Consider the following 14,700-nt stretch of genomic DNA (forward strand, 5'->3'; position numbering starts at 1 on the left):
CGTGCGGCTGACGATGGGCGTGCTCGCCGCCGCGTTGCTCGCGGCGGGCTGCCATGATCGCGCCCCCGCTCCTCCCAAGCCCACTGCTTCGACCGCCGCCAAGCCGAAGCCGATCAACCGCGCGGTCCTCGACCATGAAGGTGTGACGTTCGACTCGCCGGCGGGAAGGACGTTCGAGTACAACTTCGGTGCCAGCCGTACCGAGGTTGAGGCGGTCGCGAACCGCTTGTTCGGTGAGGGCGACCGCTCCGCCAACGGCGAGTGCGGCGCAGGACCGATGGAATTCACCCGCTACGGTCCGCTCACGCTCAACTACCAGCACGATAAGCTGGTCGGCTGGCTGGCAAACGAAGGGGTGCAGGTCGTCACGACCGACGGCGTGAAGCCCGGCACTTTCATGCGCGATCTCAAGGTCACTCGCAGCGTTCGGATGGTGGTGGACAGCACGCTCGAGGGCGAGTTCGACTATCTCGCCGCGGACGGCCACCCGATCGGCGGCTTCGCGAAGGGCAAGGGGCGTGACGCGAAGATCGCCAGCCTATACGCAGGGACGAATTGCTTCTTTCGCTGACAGGGGTAATGCGATGGCGCTGACGGCCGACTTGTTCTTCAGCTTTCGCAGTCCGTACAGCTATCTCGCGGTCGGCCGCTATCGCCAGCTGGCCGAAGACTACGCGGTCGATATCGCGCTGCGGCCGGTTTATCCGCTGGCGATTCGGGAGCCGGATTTCTTCGAGCGGAATCACCCGAACTGGCTGCGCTACACGATGCTCGACATGTTCCGTGTGGCGCAGTTCGAGGGCATTCCGTTCGGCCCGCCGCGCCCCGATCCAATCGTGCAGGACGTAGCCACCCGCAAGATCGCTGCGGAACAGCCTTATATCCGCCGGATCACCCGGCTGGGTCAGGCAGCGGCCCGGCGCGGAAAAGGGCTGGCGTTTGCCGCCGAAGCGGCGCGGCTGATCTGGGGCGGAGCGGAGAACTGGCACCAGGGCGACCATCTCGCCGGTGCGGCCAGCAGCGCAGGGCTGCATCTCACCGAGCTCGACGCCGAAGTGGACCGCGATGCCGAAGCGCTCGACGCCGAAATCGGCGCGAACCAGCAAGCGCTGGAGGATGCAGGCCACTGGGGCGTGCCGACACTGGTATTCGATGGCGAGCCGTTTTTCGGCCAGGACCGCATCGCCATGGCCAAGTGGCGCATGGAGCAGAAGGGCTTACAGCCTCGTCAGTGATCCATCGCCGGGGCAGGCCCGGGCCCTTGGGGCCGGCCGCGGCGCATCAGCAAGACCAGCGGCACCGCGGCAAGAGCCAGCCACATCATCAGGTAGAAGTCGTCCACGTAAGCGACCATCGCGGCCTGGCGATTGACCTCATTGTCCATCATCTGCAGCGCAACGTCCGCGGCCGATTGGTAACGGTCGATCGAAGACAGATCGATGTTCACGACACCCGATGGATCGAGCCGCGAGCCGATCTCCTCGTGGCCGCGCTGGATGTTAGCCGCGAGCGCAATGGTTGTGATCGAGATGCCCACCGATGCGCCCACCGACCGCGCCAGGTTCAGAAGGCTCGATCCGTCAGTGCGCAGGTGAGGGGGCAGGGTGGAGAAGGCCATCGTGTTCAGGGGAATGAACACCAGGCCCAGGCCTAGCCCCTGGATCAAGCCGGCGCTGACGAAATGCCAGGTGTCGGCCGCGAGCGACCAATGCGCCATCATGAGCTGCGAATATGCCGCGATCAGGAATCCGGTGCCGACAACAAAGCGCGCGTCGGCTCCGCGCCGGATCAGCAGGCCCGAGAGCTGCATGGAGATGAGGACGCCGACGCCACGGGGCATCAGCACGATGCCGGTATCGATCACACTGTAGCCGAACAGGCGCTGCAACATCGGCGGCATCAGCGCCATGTTGGCGAACATGACCACGCCGATCACGATCATGAAGCCGAGGGCGATGGCGAAGTTGCGGTCGGCAAATAGCGATCGCGCGAACAGCGGCTGCTTTGCAGTGGCGAGGTGGATCACTGCCATCCACCCGGCGCTCAAGGTCACGAAGGCGTAGAGCCAGATTTCTCCAGCGTCGAACCAGTCCACGTGATTGCCGCGGTCGAGCATCAGTTGCAGCCCCGACAGCGATAGGCCGAGCAGCGCGAAGCCCACGATATCGAACCTGCGTTTCGCGGCATCGCGACCGGGCAGCTCCGCCAGCAAAATAGCGAGCGACAGGATGCCGACCGGTAGATTGACGTAGAATACCCACCGCCAGTTGGCGCTTTCCGTCAGCCACCCGCCTAGGATCGGACCCAGGATCGGACCGATCATGATGCCCATGCCCCAGATGGCCATGACCTGGGCGTGCCGGCTCGGCCGATTGGTATCGAGCATGAAGCTTTGGCTGAGCGGGGGAATAAATGCGCCCGCGACACCCTGCAGCGCGCGAAAGACGACCATCGATTCGAGGTTCTGCGCCAATCCGCACAGCATCGAGGCAATGATGAACCCGGCGACGGAGCCGATGAAGAGCCGGCGCCCGCCGATGCGATCGGAGAGCCAGCCGGTGATCGGCATCGCCACCGCGCTCGCGACGATATAACTCGTCAGGACCCAGGTGATGCTGTCGGCGGTGGCGCCGAGCGAACTTTGCATATGCGGGATCGCCACATTGGCGATCGTGGTGTCGAGGATCTGCAGCAGGGAAGCCGCCATGATGCCGACCAGCAGCAGCGGCTGGTTGCCGACCGGCAGACGCGGCTCGTCCTTGACGACGGGGTCCGGGTCCGCCGTCGGTCGCCGGGGTAGCGCGGCGGATGCCATGCTGGCCTAGCGGCTGCGGCCGTCGGTAAAGACGGTGACGTCGCTGGAAATGCCGGCAATCATCTGCCGGGGCGGGGTTCCGTCGATCGCCACGCGAACTGGTACACGCTGGGTCACCTTGACCCAGTTGCCGGTCGCGTTTTGGGCCGGCAGCACCGAGAACTCCGATCCGGTGCCTGCGCCAATCGAGGCAACATGGCCTTTCACTCGCAGCTCGGGATAGGCGTCGAAGCGGATTTCCGCGGGCTGGCCGACCTTCATCTCGTCGAGATCAGTCTCTTTGAAGTTCGCCTCGACGTACGTAGTCCCGGTCGCCACCAGCGTGACCACCGGCAAACCTTGCACGATCTGGCTGCCGACCTGAAGCCGATCGGCCTGCGCAATGCGGCCGTCCATCGGCGCGCGCACAGTGGTGCGGCTCAGGTTGAGTTCGGCCACCGCGCGCTGCGCCTTGGCCGCGGCAACTTGCGGATTTTCACCCGGCACTTGCGCACCGGTAGCAAGTTTCGCCCGCGCGGCTTGCGCACGCGCCTCGGCCGCGCGCAGTTCCTCCCGGGCCTGCGCAACCGCGTGCTGCGCCGCCTGGTAATCCGCCTTGGTCGTGAAACCGCGGTTCCACAGCGCTTGCTGGCGGCTCAGAGTCGCTTGCGCAAAAGCGATATCCTCACGGGCTCCGGCGATATCCGCGCCGGACAGGTCCGACGAATTCTCAAGCGCGACGACATTTGCCTGGGCCAAGGCGATCTGCGCATCAGCCTGCTGAATTTGGAGGCGGAACGGCTCCGGGTCGATAACGAACAGCAGGTCGCCCTTGTGGACGATCTGGCCGTCCCTGACCGCGACCTGGACAATCTTGCCGCCCACTTCGGGGCTGACGGAAACCTTGTCCTGCTGGACGTAGGCATTGTCGGTCGAAACCTTGCCCTCGAGGCTCAGCCAATAGAGCACGCCTCCGATCAGTAGCGCGAGCGGCAGGGCCGCCATCAGGGCCAATCGGCCCCAACGGCGTTTGGGCTTGTCGGTGGTTTCGATCACCTGCTCGACCGGTTCGGCCTCGCTGGTTTCGATGGAGCTGGGGTCCGCCTCAGCCATGAGGCGCGCGCCGCTTGAAGCCGGTCGTCATGAGTTTCCCAAAGCGCAATCGGTTGCGAAATGCAATCATGCTCAAACGCCGCAAACGCCTTTCGTATTCCGTTTCGGGCGATAAAAGCTTGGCCATGGCCAAGATTGAGAAGAGCGGCGGCTGCCAATGCCGCCGCGTTCGCTACACCGTCCAGGTCGATCCGAATGACGCTGGACTTTGTCACTGCCGCATGTGTCAGCGCGCAACCGGCGGAGTTGCGGCGGCGCTGGTGAGCGTCAAGCAGTCCGACGTTGTCTGGGACGGAGAGCCCGCGTGGTACGATAGCTCTCCGATCGCCCAGCGGCCGTTTTGTCCGCACTGCGGCACCCCGATCGGCTTTCGCTTCCGCGAAGGATCGGAGAACATGGACTTCACGGTCGGCAGCTTCGACGAGCCGTGGGATTTCGTGCCGAAGACGCACTTCGGTGCGGAGAGCGTGATTGAAGCGTGGGTCGATACCAGTGCCCTGCCGCGCACCCGCACCGGCGAGCACGAGGTGATTATGAAGCGGTGGCGCGAAGCCGGCGCGGAGCCGCCTGCATGAGCGCGACTCAGCAGATGGTGCCGGGTTTCGACGGGCAGCCGCTCGCAGTGCATCGGGTCGGCGCGGGACGTCCGGTGCTCCTGCTGCACGGGCTGTTTTCCGAAGCGAACACCAACTGGATCAAGTTCGGGCACGCCCAGCGCCTCGCGGACGCGGGGTTCGAGGCGATCATGCCTGATCTCCGCGCGCATGGCGCGAGCGCCAAGCCGCATGACCCCGCTGCCTATCCGCGCGACGTGCTGGTGCGCGACTTGTTTGCGGTGGTCGAAGAATTGGGGCTCGAAACCTACGATCTCGTCGGCTTCTCGCTCGGCTCGCGCACGTCGGCGCGGGCGGTGCTTGCCGGGCTGTCGCCGCGGCGGCTGGTGCTGGGCGGCATGGGTCTCGAAGGCCTCGCCGGATGGAATCGGCGCGCCGACTTCTTCATCGACGCCATCGACCGCTTCGATAGCGTGAAGCACGGCGATCCCGCGTTCTTCGCGGTCAGCTTCATGAAGACCCAGAAGGTCGACCGCGAGGCGGCGCGGCTGCTGTTGCAGTCAGTCGGCGATACCGATCCGGCCGAGCTCGAGCGGATTACCATGCCCACGCTGGTGCTGTGCGGCGCGCAGGACCGCGACAACGGCGATCCGGTGAAATTGACCGAAGCGCTGCCCGATGCGCGTTTCGAGGAAGTGCCGGGCACGCACATGAGCTCGGTCACCGAACCCGCGCTGGGAGAGGCTATCGTGCGCTTCCTCGCCGGTTGATTCAGCGCGCACTCATGTGCGAGAGCGTGACCTATCCAAAGTAATCTTCCCCAGTTCAGAGAGGCTCTGTCATGAAATTCGCTTCGACCGCGCTCGCCGCGCTTGCCGTTGCGCTCGCCACGCCCGCCTTCGCGCAGGAGGCCGCGCCGGCCTATCCGATGACCGCAGAGGGCGCCGCGCAGTTCGTCGCCGCCGCGGAGCAGGACTTCGCCACCTTCTCGGTCGAGAACAACCAGATCAACTGGGTGAACTACAACTTCATCACCGACGATACCGACGCGCTTGCAGCGCGCAGCAACGCCGAGCTGACCGAGAAGGCGGTCAAGTACGCGCTCGACGCCGCCAAGTACGCCGCGCTCCCGGGCCTCGACGCCGATGTGAAGCGCAAGCTCAACATCATGCGCAACGGCATCGTCCTGCCCGCGCCGACCACGCCCGGAGCCGCCACCCAGCTCAGCGAGATCACCACCGCGCTCTCCAGCCAGTACGGCAAGGGCAAGGGCACGCTGAACGGCAAGGAGATCTCGGGCTCCGACATCGAGGCCGAGATGGGCAACCTCGAGCACACGCCCGCCGAGTTCGCCGAGATGTGGGCGAGCTGGCACGACAACGTCGGCGCGCCGATGAAGGACGATTACGCCAAGATGGTGACCATCGCGAACCAGGGCTCGAAGGAGCTCGGGTTTGCGGACACCGGCGCGATGTGGCGCTCGGGCTACGACATGACGCCCGAAGAGTTCACGGCGATGACTGAGCGGCTGTGGAACGAGACCAAGCCGCTCTACGAGGCGCTGCACACCTATGTGCGCTGGAAGCTCAACGAGAAGTACGGCGACGCGGTGCAGCCCAAGACGGGCCCGATCCGCGCGGACCTGCTGGGCAACATGTGGGCGCAGGAATGGGGCAACATCTACCCGCTGGTCGCTCCGGCCGGCTCGGGGGATCTCGGTTACGACATCGGCGAGCTGCTCAAGGCCAAGGGCAAGACCCCGCTCGACATGGTCCACTACGGCGAGAACTTCTATTCCTCGCTCGGCTTCGCCAAGCTGCCCGATACGTTCTGGACCCGCAGCCTGTTCGTGAAGCCGGCCGATCGCGAAGTGGTCTGCCACGCCTCCGCATGGGACATCGACAACAAGGACGACATCCGCATCAAGATGTGCACGAAGGTGAATGCGGACGACTTTGTCACCATCCACCACGAGCTGGGCCACAACTACTACCAGCGCGCGTACAATCAGCAGCCGTTTACCTACATGAACGGCGCGAACGACGGATTCCACGAGGCGATCGGCGATTTCATCGCGCTGTCGATCACCCCGCAGTACCTCGTCGACATCGGCCTGCTCGACAAGGCGCAGGTGCCGAGCGCGGACAAGGACACCGGCCTGCTCCTGCGCCAGGCGATGGACAAGGTCGCGTTCCTCCCCTTCGGGCTGCTGGTCGACAAGTGGCGCTGGGGCGTGTTCGACGGATCGATCACGCCGGATAACTACAACACCGCGTGGGTCGACCTGAAGAAGCAGTACCAGGGCGTGATCCCGCCGGTTGAGCGACCGGCGAATGCGTTCGATCCGGGCGCCAAGTACCACATCCCCGGCAACACGCCGTACACCCGCTACTTCCTCGCGCGGATCTTGCAGTTCCAGTTCTACCAGGCGGCGTGCAAGCAGGCCGGCTGGAAGGGCCCGCTGCACCGCTGCAGCTTCTACGGCAACAAGGAAGTCGGCGATAAGCTCAACGCGATGCTCGCGATGGGCGCCTCGAAGCCGTGGCCCGATGCGCTGCAGGTGTTCACCGGCACGCGCGAGATCAGCGCCAAGCCGATGCTGGAATACTTCGCGCCGCTTAAGAAGTGGCTCGACGAGCAGAACAAGGGCAAGCCCAAGGGCTGGTGACGGCCCGCAGATAGCCTCTTTGCGCGCAACGTGATTCCCGCCACAAGGCCAATCGGGCCGCGGTTGGCCTTTGGGGGGAATCACATGCGTATTACGGGCGGACTCGTCATGGCGGCTGCTGTCGCCGGCCTTTTGACCGGCACGCCGGCCGTTGCGGCGGATGACGTGGTCACAGCCTACAATCCCGGCGGGATGGCCAAGGTCATGCGCGATGCCGGGTACACGGCCGATCTCGACGTCGACGATTACGGCGATCCGGTCATCAAGACGTCGTTCGGAAACTACGGCGGAACGATCTATTTCTACGGCTGTGACGAGACCAATCACGATCGGTGCGATTCGGTGCAGTTCCGTGCAGGGCTCGACCGCAAGACAGCGATGCCGCTGTCGCTGTTGAATCAGGTGATCAAGAAGTATCGCTATTCGGCGGTGTGGCTGGACGACGAGGGCGATCCATGGGTCAACTTCGACGTCTTCACCAATGCCGGGATCTCGAAGGACGTCTTCCTGACCGCGCTCAAGGCTTACACCGAGAACCTCGAAAACGTGGCCGATCAGGTGTTTGCGGAGGAACGCGGCGAGTAGTTGCTTTCAGGCGTTGCGGGCCATCAGGCCGCCGTCGACGGGGATCACCGCACCGGTGATATAGCTCGCCGCGGGCAGCACGAGGCTGAGCGTGATGTGGGCGACTTCCTCCGGCTCGCCGTAGCGGCGCAGGGCGGTGCGACGGCGGGCGAACTCGGCCTTGGCCTCGTCGGGCACTCCGGCGGTCATCCCCGTATGGATCGGCCCGGGGCACACGCAGTTCACAGTGATTCCCTCCTTGCCGAGATCGACCGCGAGGCCGCGCGTCAGCCCAACGACGCCTGACTTGGCCGCCACGTAAGGCGTATCGCCCGCGGTCGCGCCAAGACCCTCGGTAGAGGCGACGTTGACGATGCGCGGGGCGTCGCTCCTTCGCAGGTATGGCAAGGCCGCGCGCACCATTCGCTGGTGCGCCGTCAGCATCACCACCAGCGCGCGATCCCACACTGCATCGTACTGGTCGCCCGCGTCGAGCGGCGCGAACGACGATACACCCGCGTTGTTGACCAGGATGTCGATGCCACCGAGTTTCGCCGCGATCTCCGCGACGACCCGCTCGATCGCGGCGCCATCGGCGACATCGAGCGCGAAAGCATGCGCGTTCTCGCCAGCCTCCTCAGCGACCTGCTCGCACGCCGCAAGGTCGAGATCGGTCACCGCCACCTTCGCGCCTTGCGCCGCAAACATCCGAGCGGTCGCACGGCCCATACCACTCGCGGCACCGGTGACGATGGCGACTCGACCGGCGATCGAGCGCGACCGATCCGGCGCGCTGCTCATCTAAACGGCGGCTCGTTGAACGCGCGCAGCTTGCGAGAATGCAGCCGATCGCCCTCGTCGCGCAGTCGGCGGCAAGCGGTGACGCCGATCTGGAGGTGGGCGGCGATCGCCTCTTCGTAGAACTTGTTCGCCTGGCCGGGTAGCTTGATCTCCCCGTGCAATGGCTTGTCGCTGACGCACAGCAGGGTGCCGTAGGGGACGCGGAAGCGGTAGCCTTGACCAGCGATCGTGGCGCTTTCCATATCGACCCCGACCGCGCGGCTTAGCGACATCCGGCGGGCGGACTGGGTGTACTGCAGTTCCCAGTTGCGGTCGTCGGTGGTGACCACGGTGCCGGTGCGCATACGCTGCTTGAGGTCGTTGCCGTGCGCGCCGCTGACTTCCTCGGCCGCCATGTACAGCGCCTGCTGGACTTCGGCGATCGCAGGCAAGGGAATCTCGGGCGGGAGCACGGGGTCGAGCACGTGATCGTCGCGCAAATAAGCGTGGGCGAGAACGTAGTCGCCGATCTTTTGGCTCGGGCGCAGGCCGCCGCAGTGGCCGATCATCAGCCAGGCCTCGGGCCGCAGCACCGCCAGGTGATCGGTGATCGTCTTGGCGTTCGACGGGCCGACCCCGATGTTGACCAGCGTGATGCCCGAGCGGTTCTCACCGATCAGGTGGTAGGCCGGCATCTGGTGGCGCCGCCATGCAGTGTCGGATAGCTGCAGACGCGCGTTGCTTTTGCGCTCGGTCAGCATCAAGCCGCCCGCGCCGGCGAGCGCCGTGCAGCCGTTCTCACCTAGTTGCTCGGCCGCCCAGTCGACGAATTCATCGACGTAGCGGTGATAGTTGGTGAACAGGATGAAGCGCTGGAAATCCTCGATCCGCGTGCCCGTGTAGTGCGCAAGGCGGGCGAGCGAGAAATCGGTCCGCAATCCATCGAACAGCGACAGGGGGATCGTCGGGCCGTCAAGGTCGATGCCATCGGCCAGTTCGTCGCCGATCAGCGCTAGCTCGGTCGCCGGGAAGTGACGAGCGAGCTCCTGCGGACTGATGCCGGCCATCTCCGCGCCGGCAGCCCCATCGAGCACGTAGGGGAAGGGGATTTCCTGGCGAGAGGCGCGCACTTCCATCTCGACCGGGTAGTCGCCCGTGATGTGCTCAAGCTGGTCGCGCAGGTAGTCGGCGAACAGCGTCGGACGAGTGACCGTGGTCGCGTAGGTGCCGGCCACGTTAAGCCGGCCGAAGGCCCGGCTCCGACTTTGAACTCGATCGCCGCCGCCGTAGCGTATCACCAGTTCTGGGTACGCGTAGCTGCCGTCGATACGCCGTGAGGGGGCGGGCAGGCTGCCGTCGCGGGCATAGGCGAGGACATCGGCACGCAGTGTGCCCACCGCACGTTCGTAGAGTTCGGACAGCTGCTGAAGGATCGTTTCGACTGATTGCATCGGAGGCCCGATAGACCGCGCGGCGGCAAAGAAAAAGGGGCGCGGAACCCGCTGGTCCCGCGCCCCTTGATCTGGGCTCCGTAGAGAAGCGCTTAGCCTTCGCTGGCTTCGGCGCGCTCTTCGAGCAAGTCGGCCGGGATTTCGCCAGGCTCGAGCGACGGATCGACTGCTTCGGTGAAGCCTTCGCTCTCGTTGCGCTCTTCCTCGGCCATCGCGCCGATGACGTCGACGCCCTGGCGCTGCAGCTCGGCTTCGTCGTCCGAACGGGCAACGTTGGCCTTGACGATTACGTGCACCTCGGGGTGCAGCGCGATGGTCACGTCGTGGATGCCGAGCGTCTTGATCGGGTGACCCAGAACGACCTGGCGCTTGTCGACCTTGTGGCCGCCGGCCTCGAGGCCCTGGACCACGTCGCGGACGCTGACCGAGCCGTAGAGCTGGCCGGCGTTCGAAGACGAACGGATCAGGACGATCTCGGCGCCTTCAAGCTTCTCGCCCGCCTTTTCGGCATCGCTGCGGCGGTTGGCGTTCTCGGTCTCGAGACGCTCGCGGTTGGCTTCGTAGACCTTGCGGTTCGCATCGTTGGCGCGGAGCGCCTTCTTCTGCGGCAGCAGGAAGTTGCGCGCGTAGCCGTCCTTGACGGTCACGACATCGCCCATGGCGCCAAGGTTGGCGACGCGTTCGAGCAGGATGATATCCATGTCCGTGCGCTCCTTACTTCACGATGTAGGGAAGGAGACCGATCTGGCGCGAACGCTTGATCGCGGTCGCCAGCTCACGCTGCTTCTTGCCCGAAACGGCGGTGATGCGGCTCGGCACGATCTTGCCACGCTCGGACATGAAGCCCTGCAGCAGGCGCACGTCCTTGTAATCGATCTTCGGCGCGTTCTTGCCCGAGAACGGGCAGGACTTGCGGCGGCGGAAAAACGGGCGGGCCATCAGTCGCGCTCCTCACGGTCACGGCGGGGCTTGCGATCGCGATCGCCGCCACGCTCACCACGGTCGCCACGGTCGCTCTTGCGCATCATCACGCTGGGACCAGTCTCGTGCTCATCGACGCGCACGGTCAGGTAGCGGATCACGTCTTCGTTGATCCGGGTCTGACGCTCGAGCTCGGCGACGACGCCACCGGGGCCTTCGATGTTGAGCAGCACGAAGTGTGCCTTGCGGTTGCGGTCGATCTTGTAGGCGAGGTTCTTGAGACCCCAGGTCTCGGTCTTGGTCACCTTGCCGTCGTTCGCTTCGACGATCTCGGTGGCCGTCGCGGCCAGTGCATCGACCTGAGCCTGGCTCAGATCCTGGCGCGCGAGAAAGATGTGCTCGTAGAGAGCCATATTCTCGGTTCCTTGTTGTGGCCGATCGCTGGCTTGTCCGCGCGGATCGCGGGGCCCCTCCGGCTTTCTTCTTTCCCGGCCCGGAGGCTGGGAAGCGGCGCACATAGCGGCATCGCCCACAAAAGCAAGTCTTGTGCGCCTGCGAAGGCGCGGGCAGGGCGGCGGCTGAAGGAGAACGCGATGCCCGGCGGTTTGGTTGCGCTGCTTGACGATATCTCGGTGATCGCGCGCGCGGCCGCCGCCTCGGTCGACGATGTCGGCATAGCCGCCGGCCGTGCGGGCGCCAAGGCGGCAGGCGTGGTGATCGACGATGCGGCGGTGACGCCGAACTACGTCACCGGCTTCACGCCCGACCGCGAGCTGCCGATCATCGCCAAGATCACCAAGGGTAGCCTCAAGAACAAGCTGCTGATCCTGCTGCCGGTGGCGCTGCTGCTGAGCGAGTTCCTGCCGTGGGCGATCACCCCGCTGCTGATGCTGGGCGGCGCCTACCTGAGCTATGAGGGCGCGGAGAAGATCATCGAAAAGCTCGGTGGCGCGAAGCACGGCGAGACGCTGGAGGACGACGTCGAGGATCCCGTGGCGTTCGAGCAGTCGCGGGTCAGCGGGGCGGTGCGCACCGACTTGATCCTGTCGGCGGAGATCATGGCGATCACGCTCGCCTCGGTCGCCGCGGAAAGCCTGCTCGCACGCGCCGCGGTGCTGGCGATCGTCGGCATCGGCATCACGGTGGTGGTCTATGGTGCAGTTGGCCTGATCGTGAAGATGGACGATATCGGGCTGCATCTCGCCAAGCGCAGTTCCGCGTCGGCGCAGCGCATCGGGCGCGGCCTGGTGCACGCAATGCCCCACGTGCTGACCGCGCTGTCGGCGATCGGCACCGTGGCGATGCTGTGGGTCGGCGGCGGAATCGTGCTGCACGGGCTGCTGGAACTGGGCGTCCCGGGCCCCGAACACCTCGTGGAGACTGTTCGGCACTCGGTTGAGGCTGTTTCCGGAGTGTTCAGCGGGGTGTTCGGCTGGCTGACTTATGCCGCGCTGTCAGCGGCATTCGGCCTCGCCCTCGGCGCGATTATCGCGACGCTGTTGCACTGGGTTCACAACTTGCGCGGCACGCACAAGCACGCCGACTAATCGAGGCGGGCGAACAACTCGCGGGCGAACTCGGTCAGCGTATCGTCGCGTGCGCCCATGACCACGATGCGATCGCCTGGACGTGCGAGCTGCGCGATGCGATCGGCAACGGCCTCGCGAGAGGGGACGTACTCGGCGTGGCCGCCAGCTTGCTCGATCAACCCGACGACTCGTTCCGCTCCTTCGCTCCTGTCGGCGGTGCCGCCGAAATAGACCGGATCGCACAGGATCGTCACGTCTTCGGGACCGAGCTCGCGCGCAAAGGTTTCGGCAAGCTCATGTCCCATCTGCCGTAGCGGCCCGTAGCCGTGCGGCTGGAAGAACGCGACTACCCGCCCGGGGTGTTGCTTGAGCGTGCGGAGAGTGGCGGCGCACTTCTCGGGGTTGTGCCCGAAGTCGTCGATCACGGAGATGCCGCTGGCGGTGGTGCCGACGATCTCGAACCTTCGCGCAAGGCCGGCAAATGTGCCGAGCGCGGCGACTGCGTCCTCCACCGGAACCCCTGCCGCACTCGCCCCGGCGATCGCGGCGAGCGCGTTGGACAGGTTATGCCGCCCCGGCATGGCGAGACGCAGCGGCTGCGCGGACCCGTCGCGCCGGTCGATGACGGTCGCGGCGACTGCAGTCGGCTGGTCCATGATCGAGCCGGGCTCGACCGACAGATCGGCCTCTGGCATGCCGAGCGCGAAAGTGGTCAGACCGTCGATATCGTGCGCTAGCGCGCGAACCTCGGCTTCGTCCCAGTTCACCGCGCACGCTTGAGACGCTCGGAGGTAGTCGTCGAACAACGTGCGCAACTCTTCCATGCTTTTGTGGTCGAGGCTGACGTTGAGCAGCACCCCCACCGAAGGCCGGTAGAGCGCGATCGAACCGTCGCTCTCGTCCACTTCGCTGACGTAGAGCGCGCTCCCGCCGACATGCGCGCTGGCGAACGGGCTGTCGGGGGATACGAAGTTCTTCATCACCGCCCCGTTCATGATCGTCGGGTCGCGGCCAGCTTCGTGCATGATCCAGCCGAGCATGGCAGTCACGGTGCTCTTGCCGCTGGTCCCGGCGATGGCGATGCTGGTGTCGGCAGCATTGAACAGCGCGGCGTTAAGTTCTGCGCGGGTCATGCGCGGGCAGCCCAGGTCCCCGGCTCGCACGATTTCCGGGACGGTGTCCTCGACCGCGGCGCTTGCCACAACGATCTGCTCCGCGCTGGTCACCCCCCTGCCATCCTGCGGGAACAGCCCGAAGCCGTTGCGTTCGAGCCAGCCGAACTTCTCCTGGGTCCGGCCCTGATCATGGCTGCGGTCCGAGCCGGCGACTTCGCCGCCGAGCCCGTGGACGATCTGCGCCAAGGGCAGCATGCCCGATCCTCCGATGCCGCAAAAGAACCAGGGCTGGGCGCGAAGGTCGAGGGGCTTGTCCATAAATCGGCGCGGTGCGTAGTCGGGGATGCACTGGATGTGAAGCGCTGCTAGGACCCATGCGATGAGCCGCATCGCGATCTGTGCGCCCGCCACGCCTATCACCCGCGAAGCTGCGGACCGCGTGACGGCGCTGGCGACGGCCGAGTTTCCCGGTCTGGAGCTCGATTTCCACGAGCAGTGCTTTGCGGTGGAGGGCCACTTCGCTGGACCGGACAGCTTGCGGCTCTCGGCTTTGCTCGACTGCGCTAATGACCCGGGCGTCGATGCGGTGTGGTTTGCGCGCGGCGGCTACGGATCGAATCGCATCGCCGAGCGGGCGATAACTGGGATGTCGCCCGCAGCGCGCGACAAGGCCTACCTCGGGTTTTCCGACTGTGGGTTCGTCCTCGCCGGGCTCTACAAGGCCGGGATCGGTCGGCCCGCGCATGGGCCAATGGCCGGCGGCATCATGGGGCCGGACGGGACGGGAAGCGTTCGGCGGGCGCTCGGCTGGTTCGCTGGCGCCACAGACGGCCTGGAGCCGTCGCTCGATGACCGGCCGACGGTTGCTTTCAACCTCATCACGCTCGCCGCGCTGACCGGCACGCCGCTGATGCCCGACCTGACCGGACACGTCGTCATCGTCGAGGAGGTGGCAGAGCACCTCTATGCAATCGACCGGCTGTTCTTTCATCTCGCCTCGCAATTACGGGGGATAGCGGGAATGCGGCTGGGGATGATCACCGCGGTGCCAGAGAACGATCGCCCCTTCGGCACCGAGGCGGAGGATATCGCCCGCCACTGGTGCACTTCGGCCGGCATTCCCTATCTCGGCCGGGCGCAGGTGGGACACGATCCCGCCAACCGGATCGTCCCGTTCGGTCTTGCCGCCAACGCCCCTCGCGCATAGGCGC

At 65.6% G+C, this 14,700-nt stretch carries 16 protein-coding genes; 8 read left to right on the forward strand and 8 right to left on the reverse strand.

Features of this window, described 5'->3' with window-relative positions:
• The first annotated feature begins 1 nt into the window (after nucleotide 1).
• Complete coding sequence (locus ELY12_RS03665) at nucleotides 2-571, forward strand: hypothetical protein (protein ID WP_126175358.1); 570 nt, start codon at nucleotides 2-4, stop codon at nucleotides 569-571.
• A gap of 13 nt (nucleotides 572-584) precedes the next feature.
• A complete protein-coding gene (locus ELY12_RS03670; protein ID WP_126175359.1) occupies nucleotides 585-1,235 on the forward strand; it encodes a 2-hydroxychromene-2-carboxylate isomerase in 651 nt (216 codons plus the stop codon).
• On the opposite strand, the gene ELY12_RS03675 is transcribed toward ELY12_RS03670, so the two are convergent.
• The gene (locus ELY12_RS03675) at nucleotides 1,229-2,815 is read right to left on the reverse strand and encodes an MDR family MFS transporter (protein ID WP_126175360.1); all 1,587 of its coding nucleotides are present in this window, start codon (nucleotides 2,813-2,815) and stop codon (nucleotides 1,229-1,231) included. The genes ELY12_RS03670 and ELY12_RS03675 overlap by 7 nt on opposite strands.
• Before the next feature lie 6 nt (nucleotides 2,816-2,821).
• Complete coding sequence (locus tag ELY12_RS03680) at nucleotides 2,822-3,907, reverse strand: HlyD family secretion protein (RefSeq protein WP_126175361.1); 1,086 nt, start codon at nucleotides 3,905-3,907, stop codon at nucleotides 2,822-2,824.
• Nucleotides 3,908-4,032: 125 nt separating this feature from the next.
• Between ELY12_RS03680 and ELY12_RS03685 the strand changes: the two genes are divergently transcribed.
• The 4 genes from ELY12_RS03685 to ELY12_RS03700 all read left to right on the forward strand — a co-directional run bounded on the left by ELY12_RS03685 (nucleotide 4,033) and on the right by ELY12_RS03700 (nucleotide 7,714).
• Complete coding sequence (locus tag ELY12_RS03685; protein WP_126175362.1) at nucleotides 4,033-4,482, forward strand: GFA family protein; 450 nt, start codon at nucleotides 4,033-4,035, stop codon at nucleotides 4,480-4,482.
• Nucleotides 4,479-5,231, forward strand: a complete 753-nt coding sequence (locus ELY12_RS03690; RefSeq protein ID WP_126175363.1) for an alpha/beta fold hydrolase — start codon at nucleotides 4,479-4,481, stop codon at nucleotides 5,229-5,231. Before ELY12_RS03685 ends, ELY12_RS03690 begins: the two co-directional genes overlap by 4 nt.
• Before the next feature lie 71 nt (nucleotides 5,232-5,302).
• Nucleotides 5,303-7,129 (forward strand): M2 family metallopeptidase, encoded by a 1,827-nt coding sequence (locus tag ELY12_RS03695; RefSeq protein WP_126175364.1) that lies wholly within the window; start codon nucleotides 5,303-5,305, stop codon nucleotides 7,127-7,129.
• Between the two features lie 84 nt (nucleotides 7,130-7,213).
• Nucleotides 7,214-7,714 carry a YbjN domain-containing protein gene (locus tag ELY12_RS03700; protein WP_126175365.1) on the forward strand — a complete coding sequence of 167 codons (501 nt, stop codon included), beginning with the start codon at nucleotides 7,214-7,216 and terminating at the stop codon, nucleotides 7,712-7,714.
• Nucleotides 7,715-7,720: 6 nt separating this feature from the next.
• Here the strand turns inward: ELY12_RS03700 and ELY12_RS03705 are convergent, their stop codons facing one another.
• The 5 genes from ELY12_RS03705 to rpsF all read right to left on the reverse strand — a co-directional run bounded on the left by ELY12_RS03705 (nucleotide 7,721) and on the right by rpsF (nucleotide 11,258).
• A complete protein-coding gene (locus ELY12_RS03705) occupies nucleotides 7,721-8,494 on the reverse strand; it encodes an SDR family NAD(P)-dependent oxidoreductase (protein WP_126175366.1) in 774 nt (257 codons plus the stop codon).
• Entirely contained in the window at nucleotides 8,491-9,924 is a 1,434-nt protein-coding gene (locus ELY12_RS03710; RefSeq protein ID WP_126175367.1) for an AMP nucleosidase, read from the reverse strand. Before ELY12_RS03710 ends, ELY12_RS03705 begins: the two co-directional genes overlap by 4 nt.
• A gap of 92 nt (nucleotides 9,925-10,016) precedes the next feature.
• Nucleotides 10,017-10,625 carry a 50S ribosomal protein L9 gene (gene rplI / locus ELY12_RS03715; RefSeq protein ID WP_126175368.1) on the reverse strand — a complete coding sequence of 203 codons (609 nt, stop codon included), beginning with the start codon at nucleotides 10,623-10,625 and terminating at the stop codon, nucleotides 10,017-10,019.
• Between the two features lie 13 nt (nucleotides 10,626-10,638).
• A complete protein-coding gene (rpsR, locus tag ELY12_RS03720) occupies nucleotides 10,639-10,863 on the reverse strand; it encodes a 30S ribosomal protein S18 (RefSeq protein ID WP_126175369.1) in 225 nt (74 codons plus the stop codon).
• Nucleotides 10,863-11,258, reverse strand: coding sequence for a 30S ribosomal protein S6 (gene rpsF, locus ELY12_RS03725; protein ID WP_126175370.1), 396 nt, complete (start codon nucleotides 11,256-11,258; stop codon nucleotides 10,863-10,865). The genes rpsR and rpsF overlap by 1 nt, the downstream gene beginning before the upstream one ends.
• Nucleotides 11,259-11,438: 180 nt before the next feature.
• Here rpsF and ELY12_RS03730 point away from each other — a divergent pair, with 180 nt between their 5' ends.
• Nucleotides 11,439-12,392, forward strand: coding sequence for a DUF808 domain-containing protein (locus ELY12_RS03730; RefSeq protein ID WP_126175371.1), 954 nt, complete (start codon nucleotides 11,439-11,441; stop codon nucleotides 12,390-12,392).
• Here ELY12_RS03730 and ELY12_RS03735 read toward each other — a convergent pair.
• Entirely contained in the window at nucleotides 12,389-13,807 is a 1,419-nt protein-coding gene (locus tag ELY12_RS03735) for a glutamate ligase domain-containing protein (protein WP_126175438.1), read from the reverse strand. The two genes, ELY12_RS03730 and ELY12_RS03735, sit on opposite strands and share 4 nt — an antisense overlap.
• 61 nt (nucleotides 13,808-13,868) lie before the next feature.
• Here ELY12_RS03735 and ELY12_RS03740 point away from each other — a divergent pair, with 61 nt between their 5' ends.
• Nucleotides 13,869-14,696, forward strand: coding sequence for an LD-carboxypeptidase (locus ELY12_RS03740; RefSeq protein WP_126175372.1), 828 nt, complete (start codon nucleotides 13,869-13,871; stop codon nucleotides 14,694-14,696).
• Nucleotides 14,697-14,700 lie beyond the last annotated feature (4 nt).

This window comes from Tsuneonella rigui, from assembly GCF_003958625.1.
GTDB lineage: Bacteria > Pseudomonadota > Alphaproteobacteria > Sphingomonadales > Sphingomonadaceae > Tsuneonella > Tsuneonella rigui.